This is a genomic window from Flavobacterium sp. (assembly GCF_023151265.1).
GTDB lineage: Bacteria > Bacteroidota > Bacteroidia > Flavobacteriales > Flavobacteriaceae > Flavobacterium.
Window position 1 is genome coordinate 1 of sequence record NZ_JAKLJH010000008.1, and the last position, 20,380, is coordinate 20,380.

General features: G+C 32.4%; 21 protein-coding genes. 4 read left to right on the forward strand and 17 right to left on the reverse strand.

What is annotated here, in order from left to right; all coding sequences use genetic code 11:
* Nucleotides 1–838: HAMP domain-containing sensor histidine kinase (locus tag L6Q46_RS01425; RefSeq protein ID WP_291282788.1), on the forward strand; the 838-nt coding region annotated here is incomplete at its 5' end.
* Complete coding sequence (locus L6Q46_RS01430; protein WP_291282789.1) at nt 831–1,517, forward strand: response regulator transcription factor; 687 nt, start codon at nt 831–833, stop codon at nt 1,515–1,517. The genes L6Q46_RS01425 and L6Q46_RS01430, both read left to right, overlap by 8 nt.
* Nucleotides 1,518–1,521: 4 nt before the next feature.
* Here L6Q46_RS01430 and L6Q46_RS01435 read toward each other — a convergent pair whose 3' ends face one another.
* The 11 genes from L6Q46_RS01435 to hemA form a co-directional block, all read right to left on the reverse strand.
* On the reverse strand, nt 1,522–1,935 hold the full coding sequence (locus L6Q46_RS01435) for a c-type cytochrome (RefSeq protein WP_291282790.1): 414 nt from the start codon (nt 1,933–1,935) through the stop codon (nt 1,522–1,524).
* A 69-nt stretch (nt 1,936–2,004) separates the two neighbouring features.
* Nucleotides 2,005–3,003 (reverse strand): porphobilinogen synthase, encoded by a 999-nt coding sequence (gene hemB, locus L6Q46_RS01440; RefSeq protein ID WP_291282791.1) that lies wholly within the window; start codon nt 3,001–3,003, stop codon nt 2,005–2,007.
* 112 nt (nt 3,004–3,115) lie between these two features.
* Nucleotides 3,116–4,048: a DUF4421 family protein gene (locus L6Q46_RS01445; protein WP_291282792.1), complete on the reverse strand. Its 933-nt coding sequence runs from the start codon at nt 4,046–4,048 to the stop codon at nt 3,116–3,118.
* Nucleotides 4,039–4,941 carry an oxygen-dependent coproporphyrinogen oxidase gene (gene hemF, locus L6Q46_RS01450; protein WP_291282793.1) on the reverse strand — a complete coding sequence of 301 codons (903 nt, stop codon included), beginning with the start codon at nt 4,939–4,941 and terminating at the stop codon, nt 4,039–4,041. Before hemF ends, L6Q46_RS01445 begins: the two co-directional genes overlap by 10 nt.
* Nucleotides 4,931–5,467, reverse strand: coding sequence for a GNAT family N-acetyltransferase (locus tag L6Q46_RS01455; protein WP_291282794.1), 537 nt, complete (start codon nt 5,465–5,467; stop codon nt 4,931–4,933). Before L6Q46_RS01455 ends, hemF begins: the two co-directional genes overlap by 11 nt.
* 16 nt (nt 5,468–5,483) lie before the next feature.
* Nucleotides 5,484–6,509: a uroporphyrinogen decarboxylase gene (hemE, locus tag L6Q46_RS01460; RefSeq protein WP_291282795.1), complete on the reverse strand. Its 1,026-nt coding sequence runs from the start codon at nt 6,507–6,509 to the stop codon at nt 5,484–5,486.
* A 51-nt stretch (nt 6,510–6,560) separates the two neighbouring features.
* Nucleotides 6,561–7,214, reverse strand: coding sequence for a uroporphyrinogen-III synthase (locus tag L6Q46_RS01465; RefSeq protein WP_291282796.1), 654 nt, complete (start codon nt 7,212–7,214; stop codon nt 6,561–6,563).
* 1 nt (nt 7,215) lies between these two features.
* A complete protein-coding gene (locus tag L6Q46_RS01470) occupies nt 7,216–7,923 on the reverse strand; it encodes a TrkA family potassium uptake protein (protein WP_291282797.1) in 708 nt (235 codons plus the stop codon).
* Nucleotides 7,924–7,933: 10 nt separating this feature from the next.
* On the reverse strand, nt 7,934–9,676 hold the full coding sequence (locus L6Q46_RS01475) for a potassium transporter TrkG (RefSeq protein WP_291282798.1): 1,743 nt from the start codon (nt 9,674–9,676) through the stop codon (nt 7,934–7,936).
* 12 nt (nt 9,677–9,688) lie between these two features.
* Nucleotides 9,689–10,609, reverse strand: a complete 921-nt coding sequence (gene hemC / locus L6Q46_RS01480) for a hydroxymethylbilane synthase (protein WP_291282840.1) — start codon at nt 10,607–10,609, stop codon at nt 9,689–9,691.
* Nucleotides 10,606–11,862 carry a glutamyl-tRNA reductase gene (gene hemA, locus L6Q46_RS01485; protein WP_111566435.1) on the reverse strand — a complete coding sequence of 419 codons (1,257 nt, stop codon included), beginning with the start codon at nt 11,860–11,862 and terminating at the stop codon, nt 10,606–10,608. The genes hemC and hemA overlap by 4 nt, the downstream gene beginning before the upstream one ends.
* A 260-nt stretch (nt 11,863–12,122) precedes the next feature.
* On the opposite strand from hemA, the gene L6Q46_RS01490 reads away from it, so the two are divergent.
* Both L6Q46_RS01490 and L6Q46_RS01495 read left to right on the forward strand, forming a co-directional pair.
* Nucleotides 12,123–14,396, forward strand: a complete 2,274-nt coding sequence (locus L6Q46_RS01490; RefSeq protein WP_291282799.1) for a T9SS type B sorting domain-containing protein — start codon at nt 12,123–12,125, stop codon at nt 14,394–14,396.
* Between the two features lie 150 nt (nt 14,397–14,546).
* Entirely contained in the window at nt 14,547–15,419 is an 873-nt protein-coding gene (locus tag L6Q46_RS01495; RefSeq protein WP_291282800.1) for a helix-turn-helix transcriptional regulator, read from the forward strand.
* 25 nt (nt 15,420–15,444) lie between these two features.
* On the opposite strand, the gene L6Q46_RS01500 is transcribed toward L6Q46_RS01495, so the two are convergent.
* The 6 genes from L6Q46_RS01500 to L6Q46_RS01525 form a co-directional block, all read right to left on the reverse strand.
* Complete coding sequence (locus L6Q46_RS01500) at nt 15,445–16,266, reverse strand: hypothetical protein (RefSeq protein ID WP_291282801.1); 822 nt, start codon at nt 16,264–16,266, stop codon at nt 15,445–15,447.
* 10 nt (nt 16,267–16,276) lie between these two features.
* Complete coding sequence (locus L6Q46_RS01505) at nt 16,277–17,047, reverse strand: hypothetical protein (RefSeq protein WP_291282802.1); 771 nt, start codon at nt 17,045–17,047, stop codon at nt 16,277–16,279.
* 15 nt (nt 17,048–17,062) lie between these two features.
* On the reverse strand, nt 17,063–17,818 hold the full coding sequence (locus L6Q46_RS01510) for a hypothetical protein (RefSeq protein ID WP_291282803.1): 756 nt from the start codon (nt 17,816–17,818) through the stop codon (nt 17,063–17,065).
* Between the two features lie 111 nt (nt 17,819–17,929).
* Nucleotides 17,930–18,754, reverse strand: coding sequence for a hypothetical protein (locus L6Q46_RS01515; protein WP_291282804.1), 825 nt, complete (start codon nt 18,752–18,754; stop codon nt 17,930–17,932).
* A 12-nt stretch (nt 18,755–18,766) separates the two neighbouring features.
* Nucleotides 18,767–19,549 carry a hypothetical protein gene (locus L6Q46_RS01520; RefSeq protein WP_291282805.1) on the reverse strand — a complete coding sequence of 261 codons (783 nt, stop codon included), beginning with the start codon at nt 19,547–19,549 and terminating at the stop codon, nt 18,767–18,769.
* Nucleotides 19,550–19,590: 41 nt separating this feature from the next.
* Nucleotides 19,591–20,319 (reverse strand): hypothetical protein, encoded by a 729-nt coding sequence (locus L6Q46_RS01525; protein WP_291282806.1) that lies wholly within the window; start codon nt 20,317–20,319, stop codon nt 19,591–19,593.
* Nucleotides 20,320–20,380 lie beyond the last annotated feature (61 nt).

The window sequence follows — 20,380 nt, forward strand, 5'->3', positions numbered from 1 at the left end:
AACTTATTACTTTGCGGTTCGTTTTCCAAATATTAAGCAAACCTATTTTAGAAGTCTGTCGCAGTATTGGATTTTTACAGGCGTATTATTCTTGGTTTTAATTATTTATGTTTATTCGGTTTTATTGATGCTAAAGCAAAAAAGATATACCGATTTGCAGAAAGATTTTATCAATAATATGACGCATGAGTTTAAAACACCATTGGCTTCCATTTTGATTGCTTCTAATTATGCTAATACTCAAAAAGAAATTATCGACAACCCTAAGCTTTCAAAGTACATACAGATTATTATTAATCAGAGTAATAAATTGAACCAACATATCGAGAAAATTCTTTATGTAGCGAAGACCGAAAGTAAGCAAATCGAATTGGAAAAATTGAAAGTGGATCTGAAAGTATTATTAGAATTAGTTCGAGAAAATATATTTTTAAAACATCAAAAAGAAATCAATATTGATATTCAGTTAGAACGAAATTATGTAGTTCAGGCTGATGAATTTCATTTTTATAATGTAATTTACAATATCATGGATAATGCGGTGAAATATGCTACTCAAACACCACAAATAACCATTCAATCAAAAGAAAGTTCAAAAGGATTAGCTTTAAAATTTATCGATAACGGTTGTGGAATTCCAGAAAGCGATTTACCATTTGTGTTTGATAAATTCTATCGTGTAGCAAGAGAAGATAGTAAAGATATTGAAGGTTTTGGAATTGGACTTTCGTATGTAAAACGCGTTTGCGAATGGCACAAATGGAAAGTCGAAGCCAAAAACAATGAAGAAAAAGGAATCACCATAACCATCCAAATAAACAAAAACGATTATGAGTAAAAAGCGCATTTTGTATGTTGAAGACGACGAAACCTTAGCGTTTTTAACTTCCGATAATTTAGAGCAACATTTTGATGTTACTCATTGTGCCAATGGAAAAGAAGCTTTTCAATTGTTTTGCAAAGAGTCTTTCGATTTGTGTGTTTTGGATATTATGTTACCCGATATGGATGGATTTGAAATGGCAACTGAAATCAGAAAACGAAATCAAGAAATTCCGATTATTTTTCTTTCGGCAAAAACCATGAAAGACGACCGAATTAAAGGTTTGAAATTGGGTGCCGATGATTATTTAGTAAAACCATATTCGATTGAAGAATTGATTTTAAAAATCGAAATTTTCTTAAACCGAAGTCAGAAATCAACCGATAACTCAAACCAAAAACAATACACTTTTGGAAGTTTTCAATTTGAACCTGAGAATTATTTATTGAAAAATGAAAGCCAAAATATAACTCTTACCGAGCGAGAAGCCTCACTTTTAAAACTATTTTTAGACAATCCAAACACGGTTTTAAAACGCGAAAAAATCCTTATGGAATTATGGGGAAGCGATGATTATTTTCTAGGCAGAAGTTTAGACGTATTTATTTCAAGATTACGTAAAATCATAAAAGAAGAAACCCACGTGAGAATTGAAAACATTCCGCGCGTGGGCTTTAAATTGGTTGTTGAATAATATTTTATTCGAAGCTCATCATATATACTTCTAAGGCTTTGCGTTCTTCAGCCGTCATGGCTTTTGTAATAGCAAAGTTGGTTTTCATGGTTTCGTATTGCGATGGATCAACAATAGCTTCACCTTCTTCGTTAATGAAAGCAGCAATACTTGCACCTTTTTCCTTATAAATTTTGGCGATATCTTTTATTGCTGGTCCAATTACTTTTGTGTCAGCTTTGTGACAAGCGGTACAAGTTCCTTTTCCTTCAAAAAGTTCTTGTCCTTTTGCTAGTAATGGATCAACAGTAGTTTCTGTTACTACTTCTGTTTTTTCTTGAACAGGATTTCCGTAGGCATCAGTTTCTTTTTTTTCGCCACAATTTGTTAAGGAAATGGCTAATGTAAAAACAGCAAACGATTTAAATATAAGTTTCATTTTGATATAATTTAGAAATATCGATAAAATTACAATATCGCTTTCACTTAGTTTGTGACAAATGTCACATTACTTTTTATTCAATAAAATAGCAGCTTCTTTAGCAAAATAAGTCGAAATCAAACTAGCACCCGCTCTTTTGATACACATTAATTGCTCCATCATAATTTTGTCATGATCTAACCAACCTCTTTCCGAAGCCGCTTTAATCATCGCATATTCTCCTGAAACATGAAAAACCGTTACGGGAACATCCACTGCATTTTTAACTTCACGAACGATATCTAAATAAGCAATTCCTGGTTTTACCATTACCATATCAGCGCCTTCTTCTACATCCCAAAGTGCTTCTTTTACTGCTTCAATTCTGTTGGCGTAATCCATTTGGTAGGTTTTTTTGTCTTTTGGAACTTCTACATCAGCATCTTTTGGAGCTGAATCCAAAGCGTCACGAAACGGACCATAAAAAGCCGAAGCATATTTAGCCGAATAACTCATAATGCCCACATTATGAAATCCAGCAGCATCTAAACCTTGACGTAAACGTAAAACACGACCATCCATCATATCACTAGGAGCCACAAAATCGGCACCTGCTTTGGCATGAGAAACCGCCATTTTCACTAAAGCATCATTGGTGGCGTCATTTGCCACATCGCCTTTTTCGATAATTCCATCATGACCATAAATCGAATAGGGATCTAAAGCTACATCGGGCATTACAATCATTTCTGGACAAGCTGCTTTGATAGCACGAATGGCTCTTTGCATCAAACCATTGTCGTTCCAAGCTTCTTTTCCGGTATTGTCTTTTAAATCATCACTAACTTTTACATAAATGTTAACAGCGCGAATTCCTAAAGCGAATAATTCTTTCACTTCTTCTACCGTTAAATCTAAAGTGCGACGGAAAATTCCTGGCATAGAAGGGATTTCCACTTTTGTGTTTTCGCCTTCCATAATAAACATTGGAAACATAAAATCAGCCGGACTCAAGCTGGTTTCGCGAACTAAACTTCTTATAGATTTGTTTACTCTTAAACGACGACCTCTGTGTATTGGAAACATAATTTGTTATTCAAATATTGATTGGTAAAATTACTATTTTTTTGGACCAGAAATTATGATTTTAACATATTTTCAGAATCTGATAATTTGGTATATTCATTCATTTCTATAACTAAATTTTTTTATTGGTTTTATCGTAAAGTTCTTTCAGTTTTTTTGGCGGATTAAATCTATAACCAAGCGTGAACTTGAAGGTTGAAAAATTATCATTTAATCTAATTTTAGCATTAGTATCTTGAACAAAATCAGTAAAATTCAAATTGATAAAACTAAAAAACGAATCCACATTATACCCAATTTTAAAACTTCCTGTTACTTCATATAAAGACGAAAAATCGCCATCTACATCATTAAATCCAAAACCAGGAGAAAGTCCAGTCGAAACCAAAAACTTTCCCCTAATCACTAAATTATAAAAATAGGAAGCCGAAAGCGTTGCTAAATAAACATCACTATGTTCGCCACCACTTCCGTTATTGAGGTCAAAATTGGTGTAATAAAAACTAAAATTAGGAATAAAACTTCCTGCGCTTTTGGTTTGCCATTCTTTTTGATTGGCAATGGTTTTAAATGAAAATTTGTCATTAAAAACATAAGAAGTTGTGCCGCCAATTTTTGTAGTTCTTAATCGTGGTAGAAAAACGGTTACATCATCTTCTACATAAAATCCTTTTTGATTAATGAATGTGATAGATTGCATCCATTTTTTATGATAAAAACGAGTGCTAATGGTAAATAATTTGGAACCCGAATTATCTTTGTTTTCTTCAAAAAACTTTGGCGAAAAACCGTAACTAACATCAATAAATTTATAGCTAAGATTGGCGCCAATTTGTGCTTTTCGGTTGGGAATTAAGCTCAAATGTTTGTTTTCGCCGTCAGAATCAAACAGAAATTCAAAACTATTAGAAGTGTCTATAAAATATAAACTACTAGTTACTTTTTCGTCATAAGATTTAAAAAAAGGAGTAGACAAAGAATCGTTTTGAGCCACTCCTAAAATAGTTCCTAAGCAAAAAAATATGTAGCTTAATTTTATATCCATTCAATTGGTTTTGCTAATATTTTTAATAATTTTTCTTCTTCACTTCCCGCTTCTGGATGATGGTCATAAACCCATTGTACATGAGGTGGCAAACTCATCAAAATACTTTCGATTCTACCGTTCGTTTTTAGTCCGAAAAGAGTTCCTTTATCGTGAACTAAATTAAATTCTACATAACGACCACGACGAATTTCTTGCCAAGTTCTTTGAGCATCCGAATAAGGTAAATCTTTTCTTTTTTCTACAATTGGAACATACGCTTGCAAGAACGAATTCCCAACTTCAGTTACGAAATTGTACCAATCTTCCATTTTCATGGTTTCGGTTGCTTTCAAATAATCGAAAAACAAACCTCCAATTCCTCTTGCTTCAAAACGATGTGCATTCCAAAAATACTCGTCGCATTTCTTTTTGTAATTTGGATAAAATTCAAGGTTATGTTTGTCACAAGCATTTTTACAAGTTTGATGAAAATGTTTTGCATCATCTTCAAACAGATAATACGGAGTTAAATCTTGTCCGCCACCAAACCATTGGTTGATGATTTCGCCATTTTCATTGTACATTTCAAAATAACGCCAATTGGCATGAACAGTTGGTACCATTGGATTTTTCGGATGAATGACTAAACTCAATCCACAAGCAAAGAAATCGGCTTCGCCTACACCGAACATTTTTTGCATGGTATCAGGCAATTTACCATGAACGGCTGAAATGTTTACACCGCCTTTTTCAAAAACGTTTCCGTTTTCAATAACACGTGTGCGACCGCCGCCACCTTCTGGTCGTTCCCAAATGTCTTCACGAAATTTAGTGCTACCATCAATGTCTTCTAATCCTTTACAGATTTGGTCTTGTAGGTTTTGTATGTAGGTGTAGAATTTATTTTTCATGTTCTAATTCATATAATTCCATATCCAATGGAGTTTCATTTGGAGGTGTGTATTCATTTAAAAGTGTTCTTTTCCACTGGAAACCACATTTTTCTGCAACTTTACAACTTCCAATATTTGTTTTATGAGCAATAATTTGAAATTTATTGAATCCTAAAACTTCAAAGCCATATTTTGAGGTTAGTGTAATTGATTTTGACATCCAACCTTTGTTTTCGTATTCAGAGCTAATACAATAGGCAAATTCTCCTTGTTTCGTATCCCAATTTATTTTTTTGATAATAATTAAACCAGCAATTTTTGAATTTGAAACATCTTTAATTCCAAATGTAAATTCAGATTTTAAATCGTTTTCTTTTCTTTTTTCCTCAATATACTTTAAACTATCATCAAAGGATTGATTTTTTGATAGTGTAATTGGAAAATAACGTTTAAAGTTATCAAAATTCAAAACCATCATTTCAGATAAACTTTTTGCGTCATCTGCTTGTAAAGTGATTATATGAAATGAATCGGTTTTTATCATTAGTTTATAAATCAAACTATTTCTTATACTCCTTCACCGCCTCAACAAACGCCTTAGCATGATCCACAGGAATATTTGGTAATATACCGTGGCCTAAGTTTACAATGTATTTGTCTTTTCCGAATTCGTCGATCATTTCGTGAACCATTTTCTTAATGGTTGGAATTGGAGAAAGTAAACGACTTGGGTCGAAATTTCCTTGTAACGTTATGTTTCCGCCTGATAAATATCTTGCGTTTCTAGCCGAACATGTCCAATCTACTCCTAAAGCAGAAGCTTTTGATTTTGCCATGTCGTTCAAGGCAAACCAACAACCTTTTCCAAAAACGATTACCTCTGTTTCTTCAGCTAAAGCTTCCACAATTTGGTTAATATATTGCCAAGAGAATTCTTGATAATCTACTGGAGAAAGCATGCCTCCCCAAGAATCAAAAATTTGAATCGCATTACAACCTGCTTTTACTTTTTCTTTTAAGTATAAAATGGTGGTATCGGTGATTTTTTGCAATAATAAGTGTGCTGCTACTGGATTTGAAAAACAAAATCCTTTTGCTGTATCAAAACTTTTAGAACCTTTTCCTTCTACAGCATAACAAAAAATAGTCCATGGCGAACCTGCGAAACCAATTAATGGCACTTCGTCGTTCAGCATTTCTTTGGTTAATTTTACGGCATCCATTACGTAACCTAAGGTTTCGTGAATATTCGGAACAAAAACTTGGTTTACTTGTTCAGCTGTACGAATAGGATTTGGAATTATCGGACCTAAATTGTCTTTCAATTCTACGTGAATTCCCATCGCTCTTGGAACTACTAAAATATCTGAGAATAAAATCGCAGCATCTGGTTTTACAATTCTAATAGGTTGAACCGTAATTTCAGCAGCTAATTCTGGAGTTTCGCAACGGGTAAAAAAATCATATTTATCGCGTAATGCTCTAAATTCTGGTAAATATCTTCCGGCTTGACGCATCATCCAAACGGGTGGACGTTCAACAGTTTCTCCTTTTAATGCTCGTAAAAATAAGTCGTTCTTTAACATGGTTTTTTGTTTTTCAGACCTGACAGTTTTCCGAAACCTGTCAGGTCTTGTTTATTTGTAATATTTTATAACTTCTTTAATTACATTATCAACGGTGGGTTGTGATGCAATTACTATGTTTTTTGTTCTATTTTCTAATGCTTTTGCAGTGGTTGTTCCAATGCAAAAACAGGTTTTGTTTTCTAATGAATTCTTTTCTAAAAAACTATTTACACCTGATGGACTATAAAACAAAACGCCATCAAATGATTTTTTTATTTGCTGTGGTTTCAGTTTGGTCTCATATACGATAGTTTCGTTGTATGCGATTTTATTTTGCTGAAAAAAAGCAGGAATTGTATTTCTTCTGATATTTCCGCAAAAGAAAGTAAACGAATTACTTTTATATTTTGATTCGATTATTTGAATTAATTCTTCAGCATAATCGGCACTTTCAATAACTACGAAACCTTTCTTTTCAAGGAATTTCTTGGTTTTACTTCCCACACACAAACACGAAAAGGTATGAACGTTTTTTATTTTTGATTTTAAAACACTTTTCACCGCTTGTTTACTTGTAAAAACTAAGTAATCGTTTAGTTGAGGTGTTTCAAAATTAACAGATTTAGTTTGAATAAAATTCTTTTCTACAAGTTCAATTTTAGCATCAGAAAGTTTGTTTTTTAATGCTTTTGAAAGTTTTTTTGTAGAGAGAATTTGGGTCATTTTAGCTTCTAATTTGGTGTTCTTCTTGTCCTAAACAATAGGTTTCTATGTCTTTATTGTATCCATAAACTACTAAAATATCGTCTTCTTGTACAATAGTGTCAGGTGATGGACGTCCAATAGTTTCTTTTACAATAGATTTTTTTCCAATAAGATTTCGCTTTTCTCTTTTTCTAATGATAGTTACTAAGGTTAAACGATATTTATCGATAGAATCTAATTCGGCCAAAGTTTTTCCATAAAATTCTGGTTTAGCTTTTACTTCAGAAATGGTAAAATTATCATCTAATTGATAGTTTTCTAGAGTAGATTTAAAATTGATTTGTTTAGTTAATCTATCTGCAGACTCTTGTTCAGGATGAATGATGCTGTAAATTCCCATTGCTTCTAAAACCGTATCGTGAATAGGTGATAGTGCACGACTAATAATTTTTACATCACTCAATTTTTTAATAATAGCTGTTGTAATGATGGCGGCACCTTCGTTTTCACCAATAGCAACAACTACTTTGTCTGCATCTTTTAAAGGCAAAGCTTCGTAAGATAATTCATTAGTAGAATCTAAGGCAATTGCATGCGAAATCTTGTCTTTTACTAAATTTACCTTTTCGATGTTCTTATCTACACCAATTACTTCGTTTCCTGTTTCAGTTAAGCTGATAGCAAGTGACATTCCGAAGTTTCCTAAACCAAATACTATAATTTTCATTTTTGGTAGATTAGTTAATTAATATATTTTCTTTTGGATATTCGTAGAATTGATGATTCAATCTTCGTAATAATCCAACCATTAAGTTGAGCATTCCAATACGACCAATAAACATACAAGCAATTAAAATATATTTACTTGGTTCTGTAACAGTAGGTGTATAATTTAAACTCAATCCTACAGTACTATAAGCTGAAAAACATTCAAAAGCAACTGTTAATAGAGGTGTTCCTTTTGGTTCAAAAATTAGCATTGCTACTATTGATATTCCTATTGTTATTAAAGATATACACAAAATAGCAAAGGCACGAGATGTAGATTCTGATGAAATTCTTCTTCCAAATAATTCAATTCTGCTTTTTCCTCTAGCTACGGCAAAAATGTTCAAAGTTGCTAAAGCAAATGTACTCGTTTTGATACCACCTGCAGTAGAAGCTGGAGAACCACCAATCCACATTAAAAAGATGATTAGTAAAAGTGAAGGAACATTCATTTGAGTAAAATCAACAGCATTAAAACCTGCTGTTCTTGGTGTAACAGAGTTAAATGCGGCGGCAGTTATTTTTCCAAAAGTACTTTGATGTTCTAATAAAGTGTTGTTGTATTCTGAGATAAACAAGAAAATAAAACCACCAATTAACAAAATTAAAGTAGTATAAATTACAATTTGCGTATTTAATGTAATGATTCGAACTTTTCTATGAATGATAGTTTTGTCAAAAAGTTCTATTACATGCGTTTTTATTTTTTGATAGAAATTAAAAACAATATTGTGTCCTAATCCTCCTAAAATAATCAAAGCCATAATAATCCATTGAAGAAAATAGTCAAAACGAATGGCTTCATCATACAATCCAGCCGATAAAATAGAAAATCCAGCATTACAAAAAGCTGAAATAGAATGGAATATTGAAAAGAAAAATTTATTGTCAATAGTATTGTTGTCAATAATTGATGAATACACAAAAATAGCGCCAACAGCCTCCACTCCAATAGTGAAAATCACCACATTTAGAGCTGCTCTAAAAACATCTTTTAAACCTTCATGAGCAATAAAATCTTTGGTATTTAACCCTTCTTTAAAGGATGAACTTCCTCTAAAAAAGAAGGCGAAGAAAGAAGTAAAAGTTAAGATACCAATTCCTCCTAATTGAATTAAAACTAAAATTATAGATTGTCCAACAGTTGTAAAAGCCGTTGAAGTATCAACAACTGTTAATCCTGTAACACAAACCGCACTTGTAGAAGTGAAAAGCGCATTGGTAAAGGTAATTCCGTTTGTTGTAGCACTTGGTAGCATTAATAAAAATCCACCAGTTAGGGCTAAAATCATGAAACTTCCCACAAATACAATAGCTGGATTAAAATAAATATCATAAATATGACGCACTAAAACCAACAATCGCAATAAGAAATAAAATATGAGTCCGCCTTCTAAAATAGGTTTTACTTTTTGAAGAATATAATCAGATGGGATATCTAAGTTTAATATTGAAATTACAAAACAGGTTATCATTATCCCAGTTAGTAAAATCATATTTGCAAGTGCTACTTTTTTGTTGCTCTTGTACTTGTAGGTGAAAAACTTAAAGGAATTAAAAGCCAATAACCCAATAGAAAGAAAAATCAATCCAATTACATGGGGTGAATTATAGTTTTCTTCAAAGTCATATCCAAAGTCAAAAACTATGAAAAGTAATACGATGATATCAAAAAAGCGATATAAATAATTGAGTAACGATTCTTTCTCCATTTTGGAATTAAATTACTTTTTTAAATCACGACGAATGCTTTCCATTAAAGCACTTCCACCGTTGTTTAAAATCTCCTCGGCACATTTTTTTCCGAAGTTTTTATAAGAATCAAAAGTACAACTTTTTTTGATTGTGTGTTTTTCTTTTCCGTCTAAAGAGAATAAAACGCCTTCAAAATCAATTTTGTCTGAAGTAAATGTTGCCAAAGCACCAATTGGCGCTGTACAACCACCTTCTAATGTTTTTAAAAATTCGCGTTCAATGTGTGTGCAAATTTCGGTTTCAGCATGGTTTAATTTAGCTAAGGCTTCTTTACAGAAATCATCTTTTTGCATAGCAACGACAACCATTGCACCTTGCGCTGGTGCTGGTACCATCCAATCTAAATCGATATAATTTTCTGGTTTTAAATTGATGCGTTCTAATCCAGCGGCTGCAAAAACAGCTCCGTTCCAATCGTTATCATGAAGTTTTTGCATGCGGGTATTTACATTTCCACGTAAATCAACCACATTATGATTCGGATATTTATTTAACCATTGCGCTTGTCTACGCAAACTTCCAGTAGCAATTGTTCCTTCCGAAGTTAAAAAATCTAAATTGCCTTTATGAACTAAAATATCAACCGTATTAGCACGTTCTAAAACGGCTGCTTGCACAATTCCAATAGGTAAAGCTGTTGGTACATCTTTCATGGAATGTACAGCAATATCTACCTGACCATTTATCATAGCGATGTCTAGGGTTTTAGTGAAAATACCAGTAATTCCTAATTCATAAAGTGGTTTATCAAGAATGATATCGCCTTGCGATTTAACTGCTGTAATTTCAGTTTTGTAACCTAAATCGTTTAGTTTTTTTTGTACTGTGTGTGCTTGCCAAAGGGCTAATTCGCTATCACGAGTTCCTATTCGGATTGTTTTGCTCATTATTTTGAAACCGTTTCTAATTGAAAAATTTTCTCAATCCATTCAATGCTTTCGTCTACCATGGTTTCATCATCTTTTAAATGATTCGCAAAGTGATTCGTGATTTTTTGAATGATTCTTGCCGTAATTAATTCGGCTTGTTCTTCGTCAAAATTAGCCAATTTTTTACGTTGAAAGTTTAATTCTCCTTCTTTAATTGTATTCAGTTTTGCTTTTAAAGCATGTATGGTAGGGGCAAATTTACGCTGTTTAGTCCAAGCCATAAATTCGTCTTTAATTTCTTCAATAATGGCTTCGGCGGCAGGAATGTGTTTTTTTCTGTTTTCCAAAGTTTCATCTGTAATTTGCGAAAGTTCATCCATGTGAACTAAAGTAACACCTTCAATGTCTTTTACATTTTCATTCACATTTTTAGGAATCGATAAATCTAAAATTAATAAAGGTTTTTTTAGATTTAAAATGGCTTTGTCAACCGTTGGATTTTGAGCTCCAGTTGCTACCACAACGACATCCGCTTTTTGAAGTTCTATTTGTAAATCAGCATAATCTTTTACGATAACGTCAAGTTTTTTAGCTAATTTCTCAGCTTTTTCTTTAGTTCTATTAATTAATGTGATTTGTTCGTGTTTTGTATGTTTTACTAAGTTTTCACAAGTATTTCTGCCGATTTTTCCTGTTCCAAAAAGCAAAATATTTTTTGAAGCAATATCTTCAACATTTTTAAAAATATATTGAACCGATGCAAAAGATACTGAAGTAGCTCCAGAGGAAATCTCAGTTTCGTTTTTAATTTTTTTACTCGCTTGGATAACCGCATTTACTAATCTTTCTAAAAAAGCATTGGCTAAATCAAATTCTTTACTTTTTACAAAAGCATTTTTTAATTGACTAATGATTTCAAAATCGCCTAAAATTTGACTATCTAAACCTGTTCCTACACGAAACATGTGTGAGATTGCTTCACTATTTTTGTACACAAAAGCTACTTTTTGAAAATCTTCAACTGTTCCTTGGCTGTTTTCGCAAAGTAATTTAATCAATTGAAAAGGGTGTTGAGCAAAACCATAAATTTCAGTTCTATTACAAGTAGAAGTTACAATCAAACTATCAATACCTTCACCTTTGGCTTGATGTAATAAGTTAGTTTTGGCTTGTTCATCCAAACTAAATTTTCCTCTCATTTCAGCATCTGCTTTCTTGTAACTTAAACCTACTGCATAGAAAGTAGGATGCTTTGCGAATGTATTGTTTTCCATATGGTGTACTCTTTCCTAAAAGTTTAACAAAATTATATTTTCCAATTTTATAAAAACAACGCTTGAAGGACTTTTTATGTCGCTCAACGATATTTTAAAGATAAATAAGTCTTTTTCTTATATTTTTTTTAAATTTGTTATGTTATCTAGTGTTTACAAATTAACTATATAGATTAATTCTAAATAATGATTTTTGATATTCACATAAATACATACGTAAAAATGTCGCTGTGGGTTCATTTTATAAAAAAATATTTTTCGTGAAAATAACAAGTTACTTTCCCTATCTATTTATTTTTTATTGTGTTTCAGTAATAGCGCAAGGAGAAGCTAATATTTGGTATTTTGGAACAAATGCTGGATTAAATTTTAACAACAATCCTCCAACCCCTCTTTTAGATTTGCCTACAGTAGGCATGTTTTCTTCTGAAGGTTGCTCAACAATAAGCAATAGTGATGGAGATTTATTGTTTTATTCTAATGGTGAAAAAGTTTGGAATAAAAATTTTCAAATTATGTTTAATGGAGATCATTTGTCTGGGCATAATTCATCTACTCAATCATCTGCTATAATACCTTATCCAGGCACATATAATAGTACTGAAAACAGATTTGATAAGTATTTTTTAGTTACTTTGGATCAATATATTGAACAAAATCCAAGCATTCCAAATAAAGGCGTTTGTTTTTCGGAAATTGACATGACAATGGACGGAGGGCTTGGAGGCGTAACAACAAACAAGAATATTCATCTTTTTGGAACGTCAACTACTGAGAAAGTTTGTGTTGTGCCTCATAGTAATGGTTGTGATTTTTGGGTAATTTGTAAAGTAGTAGACAGCTATGATTTTTATGTTTATCACATTTCTAGCAGTGGTTTTAATCTTACACCAGTAGTTAGTACCACATCTGTTTTTACGGAGGCAAGTCCTGGACAAATGAAAGTTTCATCAAATCATAAATTACTTTCTTATGTTTTGCCACCTTATAGTGCTAATCCAGGTTTATATGTTTTTAATTTTGATAATGCAACGGGTTTAATTACTGATAAATTTTCAGACTTAACCAGTGAAAATCACTATGGAGCCGAATTTTCTCCTGATAGTAAAGTATTTTACAAATGTTCTGGAAGTAGAATATATCAATATGATGTATCAGTAAATTCAAATAACGACTTTGTAGCTTCTAAGGTAACAATAATGTCATCAGTTGCTGGCTTACAATCTATGCAGCTAGCACCTGATGGGAAAATTTATATTGCAAGATTAATATTAAATGGATTTCCAAATTATATGGGAGTTATTAATAATCCAAATGTTTTAGGTACAGCTTGTAATTATGTGCCATTACAGCAATATTTAGGAGGGCGTTTTTGTATGGCGGGATTACCGAATCAATTAAATAGTTTAATTCCTTATAATAATATTTTAATTGAAAATGAATATTGTAATGCCTTGCAAGTTTCTTTAGAAAACAATAATAATATTAACAGTTATTCATGGGGTTTGTCTTATGCAAGCGCCCCAGGGACTTTTATAAGTAGTTCAACTGAAGCCAATCCTATTTTTAGCTTTCCAGATTATAACCAAAATTATATTATTACTTGTAGTGTACTTTCTAATTGCTATAATAAAACTTATGAATTACTATATAGGCCAACCGTGCCAACATATATAACGCCCACATTTAATATTTCAACAACCGAATATTGTCAAAATCAAACACCAGATGTGTTGTCTACAGTTTCTACAGAGGGTATTTTAGGCACTTGGTTTCCAAATAACATAGATACAAGTATTCTGGGTACAACGACCTATACTTTTACTCCAAATCTTAATCAAGTTCAATGTGCTTATGCTGTTTCTGTTACAATTACTGTGAATCCGGTAGTTTCTTTTTCTTTTTCAGATGAGGTTGTTTGTAAAAATGGATTAATAGTTTTTCCTAATACAAATGGAATTATCGGAACTTGGTCTCCAACAAGTGTTAGTAATACTCAAAGCGGAATTTATACTTTTACTCCAAACAACTCATGTAGTCCATCAGCAACTTGGCAAGTTTTGGTTGTAGAAAGCTTTTCTAATTTAACTATATCTACTTACAATACAACTATAATTGCAAATGTTGACAATGTTAATAGTTTGCTTTTGTATCAATTAAATAATGGAAATTTCCAAGATTCTAATACATTTGAAAATGTAAATCCGGGTTGCCATACAGTAAATGTTACAGATATATATGGTTGTACAAATCTGTCTTCTTCGGTTTTTGTTTTTGATTATCCCAAATTTTTCTCGCCAAACAATGACGGATATAATGACTTTTGGAATGTTTTTTTAGAAAACTCAGATACTACTTTGTCTATTTTTGATCGTTATGGAAAATTGTTAAAACAAATTCGTCAGGATGAAGTAGGTTGGGATGGAACTTATAATGGGTATAAACTTCCTTCAACAGATTATTGGTTTGTATTAGATTATGATGAATGTGGAATTAAGCGAACTTTTAAATCACATTTTACTTTAATTAGATAATGTTTCAAAATTGGAAATAATCTTCAAAAATTGTTTAAAATAATAATAAAAACAATATCTTATTTCTTTACAAGATATGATGAAAACTAAAGGTTTTATCGGTATTTATTCATAAATTTGAATACCCCAAATAACAAAAAAAACAGCGCTATGGCTTCATTAGAAGAAATAAAAATTGAAAATGAGTTTATTTTATTGCGTTTTCAAAATGATAGTAACGAAACAATTAAAATAGAACGACCAGTAAGTCAAGGCCTTATTCAGTTTCATTTTGGTATTAAAGGAAAGGGAAAATTTATTTTTAATCAAGGAAATTACGCTTTGGATTTAAAAGAAGAAAAATCGCTTTTGTTTTACAATCCACAAAAAGAATTGCCAATACATTTAGAATTAGCACCTAACACTTGGATAATTTCTGTAATTGTATCTATAAAAAAATTTCATGGGCTATTTTCTTCAGAGGCAGAAAACATCCCTTTTTTAAGTGATGAAAATAAAGATAAAAAATACTATAAAGAGAACGACATTAGTCCATCTATGTCAATTGTTTTAAGTCAAATTTTTCATTATAATTTAAATTCATTCATTAAAAATTTATATTACAAAGGTAAAGGTTACGAATTATTAAGTTTATATTTCAATCGTTCCGAAGACCCAAATGCAGAACAATGTCCGTTTTTAATTGATGAAGAAAACGTTTTAAAAATAAAAAAGGCAAAGGAAATCATCATTGCTAATATGGCTGAACCTCCAACATTAGAAGTTTTATCAGATCAAGTAGGATTAAGTTTAAAAAAATTAAAAATAGGTTTTAAACAAATTTATGGTGATACCGTTTATGGATTTTTGTTTGATTATAAAATGGATTATGCACGTCAGTTACTAGATAGTGGTTCCTATAATGTAAATGAAGTTGGATTAAAAATTGGATATAGTACAGGAAGTCATTTTATAGCTGCTTTTAAAAAGAAATTTGGAACAACACCAAAAAAATATTTGATGTCGATTAATTCTAACATATAAAAAAAAGAGCTCTAATGCTCTTTTTTTAATTATAATAGTGTGCGATAATCACAACTTCATCATCTCCGCCACCCATTTGCATTTTAACAGCTCCAGTTCCTCCTGTGTCGGCAACAAACAATATCCCTGCAAACATTGGGCAATAAGTACCTGGGCCTAATTTTATGTAATCATGTCCAGTTGCGTAGAACTTTTTATCAAATCCTTCGCCGCCACCAGCTCCTAAGGTACTTCCGTTAGTATAAAAGTTACCGCTATATCCCATGGCTCCTGGGTTTCCTGCAAAATCAATTGGATTTCCATCATAATCTGTTGTAACTATAGCTCCTGCAGGGCCAGTTTGTCTTAAATAAACATAAAATTGAGCAGTACGTGCATGGTAATCATCTATAGGATTTCCAGATTTATATATTTCGTATGAAATGGCATAATTAATTTCTACAATTGCAGGTCTTGTTAATGTAAAAGTTGATAAACCTGCACCTGTTTGGCGTGGCCACCCTGCTTGTGAATATCCAGAACCAACTCCAGTTTGATTTACTTGGTTTGAATCTGCTCCTCCTGTATCTAAAGGATCATTTAGGTAATTTGCGGGATTAAATAGTACTTCAATATTTGTTGGAGCATTGTTTAAAACCAAGTCTCCATTTGAGTTGGCGTAAACACGAGTGTTTTCTTTATCGCCTAAATTTAATGGATTATTAGTTGAATTTAAGCCTTCGATACGGATAGTTGAATTAGTGCCCGAGATGTGTAATTCTTCTTGTGGGTTTGTATTGTTTACACCTACTTGAGCCAATCCAAATAGTGAAGAAAGTGTAAATAAGAATAAAAATATTTTTTTCATAACTAATTCTTTAGTTGTAAATACGAATTTTTAAATAATCTGATGAACCTCCAAAACCTACGTAGGTGTCTCTGTTGTTGCCGTCTGCAGTTTCTCCATAAAAAACTAATGAATGATTACCAGCAGGGATGTTTCCATATCCAACACCGTGAATAAAAGCGTATCCAACAGAGCCTTGTACATAAGAAGTGTAGGCTTCTCCGTGTAAACCATATCTTTTAGAGAGTTCTGTAGCATCTAAACCATCACTATTTAAATCGATATAGAAATAACAACGTACAGTTCTTGCAGAAACATCGCTGAAAGTAGAGGCAGCGGCAGCGGGTAAAAACTGGTCAGAAAGGTCAATTGTCATAGCATAGCGAACTTCTATTAATGCTTCTTGAGGACTTGAAAAAGGCACTGAAACTATTTGATTTACGGCAGTAGTTACACCAACGGGGTTCGCAACAACAGTTCCATCTCCAAAAGGGCCATTTGGAACAAAATTTGGGATACTAATTAAAAAATTTAAAGGTTCGTTTGTGCCAACACCACCTCCAGTTGTAAAGCCAGGAGGGTTTAAGGTTAAGTCTCCATCGCCAGTTACATAAACAGGGGCTAATTTTGGAGCTACATTTAAAACGGGTTCATTTGTAGAATTTAAACTTTCTATACGAATAGTAGAATTTGTACCTGCAACATGTAAATCTTTTTGTGGATTATCTGTTCCAATTCCTACTTGAGAAAAAGAAAAATTACAAGACAAAATGAATGCTATATAAAATATTGTTTTCTTCATAATTACAGTAGGGGATTAGTATAAACGAATAAAAATAGAGTCTGGTCCACCAGCAAATCTAACAAATGTATTTCTGTTAGCTGACCCCGAACATACTGTTCCGTAAAATCTTACGGTGTGTGTGCCTGGAGTTAAATACATGTAAGTTGTTCCGCTATTATAAATGTATCCCGTAGCAGCATCTGGAGCAGCTGCAGGGTTTGTTGCAATATCATTTCTGTTAAAATAGCATTTCGAACTTGGAGCGTATCTTCTAGTTGTTGAGGTTAATGTAGGTGTGTTTAGTGTAAAAAAATTAGTTATGTTTCTGGCGTATGGGTCTTTAACAATAGTTAGTAGATTGTCTTGAAAAACTTCCACACTCAAAGAGTATTTTATTTCTAGTGTAGTGTTTCTGGCAACTGTAAAAGTGTAAGAAGTTATTTCAACAGTTTCATAACCATCATTTGGTAATTGAGCTGTAGTAATAGACACTGTTCCATTAACAGCGGCAGTTGTGTAGGCATCTGAACCATCACTGTTTTGATAAGCAGAAACTTTTAACGTTAAATCGCCATTGTGGTCTACATATAAAGGATATGTTTTATCAACACCTCCGCCGTTAAATGAATTATTTGTAGAATTTAATCCGTCAACTCGAATTGTACCTGTTTGTGAGCCTAAATGAAGTGTTTGCTGAGGATTGTCTTTGTTGATTCCTACACCGCTAACTTGTGCGTTTGAGGTTATTCCAATAAAAAGAAATATCAGAAAAATAATTTTTAATTTCATGCTCTACCTTTTCCTCAAAAATCTAAATATTTTTATGATATTCAATATTTTGCATTAAATAATCGACAAAACACATTATTTATCGATAAAAAGCAAATTATTTTTAAAAATTTAGTTAAAATAGTACGCAATTATTTGAACCTCATCCATTCCTACTCCTAAATATAATTTTACAGCACCTGTTCCAGCAGTATCTCCAACGGCAAGTTGTGCAGCAAACATAGGAGTGTAAGTGCCTGGTCCTAAAACCACATAATCAGATGCTGTATTTCTGTAGTTCCTCCATTCACCTTGATTTCCCGCAATATTATTGTAAAATTGACCATTAATAGCTAATAAACCTCCAAGTTCCATGCAGTTACTTGTAATACACCAAGGTCCGCCATTTATAGGATTACCATAATAATCGTTAATTACAGCTGGTCCTAAATAATTATTTTGTCTAAAATACATTGCTGTTTGAACAATTCTAGCTCTAAAATCATCAATACGAGAGGTTGCAGTAACATTTTTTCCAACATTCCAGCTTACAGAGTAATTAACTTCAACAATAGCAGGTTTAGTTAATGTGAATGATATTGCAGCACCTCCAATTGGTATTCCGCCTTGACTAAAACCAGCACCGCTACCTACTTGGTTTATTAATGAAGTTGGGTCTTGAACGTCAACTAAATAATTTTCTGAGTCAAACAGAATTTCAACATTGTCGGTTAAAGTTCCTAAAACTAAATCTCCATCTGCATCAACATAAACGGGTGTTGAAGAAGCTGGTCCTAAATTATTAATATTGTTAGGGGTGTTTAATCCATCAATTCTAATAGTAGAATTTGAACCTCCTACGTGTAATTCTTCTTGTGGATTTGTTGTATTTACACCTACTTGTCCATTAACTGAAATGCAAAATGTAAAAATAATTGGGGTAAAATATTTTCTCATGATTGTAGGGGTTTAATTATATACACGTAGTTTTAAATAATCTGTTGCACCACCAAATCCAACACTTGTAAATGTGCTTGGTGGGTCTTGAACTTTTCCGAAGAAATGGATTGAATGTGTTCCGGGTGGTAATGTAGCATATCCTTGGCTATTCATATAAGGATAACCTAAAGAGCCTCCTGCAACTGAGCAATAAAATTGTCCTTTATTTCCATATTCAATAGCTTTTTCTGCAGGACTTAAACCGTCGTTGTTGATGTCAAAACAAAAGAATGTTTCAATGGTTCTAGTCTTGCTATCATTGATGTAAGCTAAACTTGGTGTCAGCATATTTGAGCCAGAAATAACTAAAGTAACTCCATGCTTAACTTCTACAGTACAAGCAGCAGGAACCGTAAATGTTACACTGTAAATAAATCCTTCAACGCCTTCTTGTGTTAAGTCGCTATTAATTATTCTTCCTAAGCTGTTATAAGGTGCTGGTAACCCATCAACATTATCAGGAATAAAATTAGGAACATCAATTAAAAAGTTAATGGGTAAATTGCCATTACCACTTCCTCCAGCTGTATAATTTGGAGGGGTTAATGTTAAATTTCCATTAGAATTTACATAAACACGAGCATTTTTTATTCCATCATTTAACACATTGTTTGTGCTGCTTAATCCTTCTATTCTAATAGTTGATGTATTTCCGGAAACGTGAAGTTCTTCTTGTGGGTTTGTAGTTCCTATACCAACTTGACTAAAGCTTATAGAAGTACAAAACAATAAACATAAGTATTGATTTTTCATAATTTTGGGGATTAAAGAATTATAATACTGTTATAAAGTATTTAGTGAAGCCTGAATAGTAATGAGTCGTTACCTCTTGCAAATTTTACGCAAGTAGCCAAACCTGTATTTGCAGTGGAGTTTGTAATTCCAGATGAAACCTCACCATAAAAACGAATTACATAAGATCCTGCAGCGGGTAATGAAATGTAAGAAGTACTAGTGTTAAACAGTTTTCCTGTTTCTCCATCGGTGCTTCCACCTGTGTAACATTTTCCAGATTGTCCATATTTTCTGCCTGCTCCATTCACCTGAAAATAGGTGTTTACTCGTCTAGCTCTTCTGTCTGAAATAGCTGTTTCGGCAGGATTTAAAAAAACATCCAGACTAACATTGTATTTTACTTCAAGAATGGATGCTCTATTAACAGCAATGGTAAAATTAAAAAGTTCACCCACAATTAAACCGTCATTATCACCTGCGGGAAGTGTTACAACAGACCCTGGTAAAATAGCATGATCTAAAGCATCAGAGCCATCACTATTATATAAAGGTTTGAATTCTAATGTTAAATTTCCATTTCCATCTACATAAAGAGGGTATGTAGCTGTTCCGCCACCATTATATGTAGAATTTGTTGCGTTTAATCCATCAACACGTATAGTTCCGTTTGTAGAACCTAAATGAAGAGCTTGTTGTGGGTTGTCTTCGTTGATGCCTACTCCTTGCACTTGAGAAAATGCTGAAGTTGAAACAAACCAAATTAGTAATTTAATGTAATGTTTCTCCATAATTCAACGATTTTAATTATTAATAATGCAATAATTATTCCACTAAATTAAATATTATTTA

Coding starts and splice junctions, on each gene's coding strand:
- L6Q46_RS01455 (WP_291282794.1), bottom strand. CDS start 5,467: ATGATAAAAACCGATTCATTTCATATAATCACTTTACAAGCAGATGAC.
- L6Q46_RS01520 (WP_291282805.1), bottom strand. CDS start 19,549: ATGAAAAATCAATACTTATGTTTATTGTTTTGTACTTCTATAAGCTTT.
- L6Q46_RS01500 (WP_291282801.1), bottom strand. CDS start 16,266: ATGAAAAAAATATTTTTATTCTTATTTACACTTTCTTCACTATTTGGA.
- hemF (WP_291282793.1), bottom strand. CDS start 4,941: ATGAAAAATAAATTCTACACCTACATACAAAACCTACAAGACCAAATC.
- L6Q46_RS01445 (WP_291282792.1), bottom strand. CDS start 4,048: ATGGATATAAAATTAAGCTACATATTTTTTTGCTTAGGAACTATTTTA.
- L6Q46_RS01495 (WP_291282800.1), top strand. CDS start 14,547: ATGGCTTCATTAGAAGAAATAAAAATTGAAAATGAGTTTATTTTATTG.
- L6Q46_RS01515 (WP_291282804.1), bottom strand. CDS start 18,754: ATGAGAAAATATTTTACCCCAATTATTTTTACATTTTGCATTTCAGTT.
- hemE (WP_291282795.1), bottom strand. CDS start 6,509: ATGTTAAAGAACGACTTATTTTTACGAGCATTAAAAGGAGAAACTGTT.
- L6Q46_RS01525 (WP_291282806.1), bottom strand. CDS start 20,319: ATGGAGAAACATTACATTAAATTACTAATTTGGTTTGTTTCAACTTCA.
- L6Q46_RS01435 (WP_291282790.1), bottom strand. CDS start 1,935: ATGAAACTTATATTTAAATCGTTTGCTGTTTTTACATTAGCCATTTCC.
- L6Q46_RS01430 (WP_291282789.1), top strand. CDS start 831: ATGAGTAAAAAGCGCATTTTGTATGTTGAAGACGACGAAACCTTAGCG.
- L6Q46_RS01475 (WP_291282798.1), bottom strand. CDS start 9,676: ATGGAGAAAGAATCGTTACTCAATTATTTATATCGCTTTTTTGATATC.
- L6Q46_RS01505 (WP_291282802.1), bottom strand. CDS start 17,047: ATGAAGAAAACAATATTTTATATAGCATTCATTTTGTCTTGTAATTTT.
- hemA (WP_111566435.1), bottom strand. CDS start 11,862: ATGGAAAACAATACATTCGCAAAGCATCCTACTTTCTATGCAGTAGGT.
- hemB (WP_291282791.1), bottom strand. CDS start 3,003: ATGTTTCCAATACACAGAGGTCGTCGTTTAAGAGTAAACAAATCTATA.
- L6Q46_RS01470 (WP_291282797.1), bottom strand. CDS start 7,923: ATGAAAATTATAGTATTTGGTTTAGGAAACTTCGGAATGTCACTTGCT.
- L6Q46_RS01510 (WP_291282803.1), bottom strand. CDS start 17,818: ATGAAATTAAAAATTATTTTTCTGATATTTCTTTTTATTGGAATAACC.
- L6Q46_RS01465 (WP_291282796.1), bottom strand. CDS start 7,214: ATGACCCAAATTCTCTCTACAAAAAAACTTTCAAAAGCATTAAAAAAC.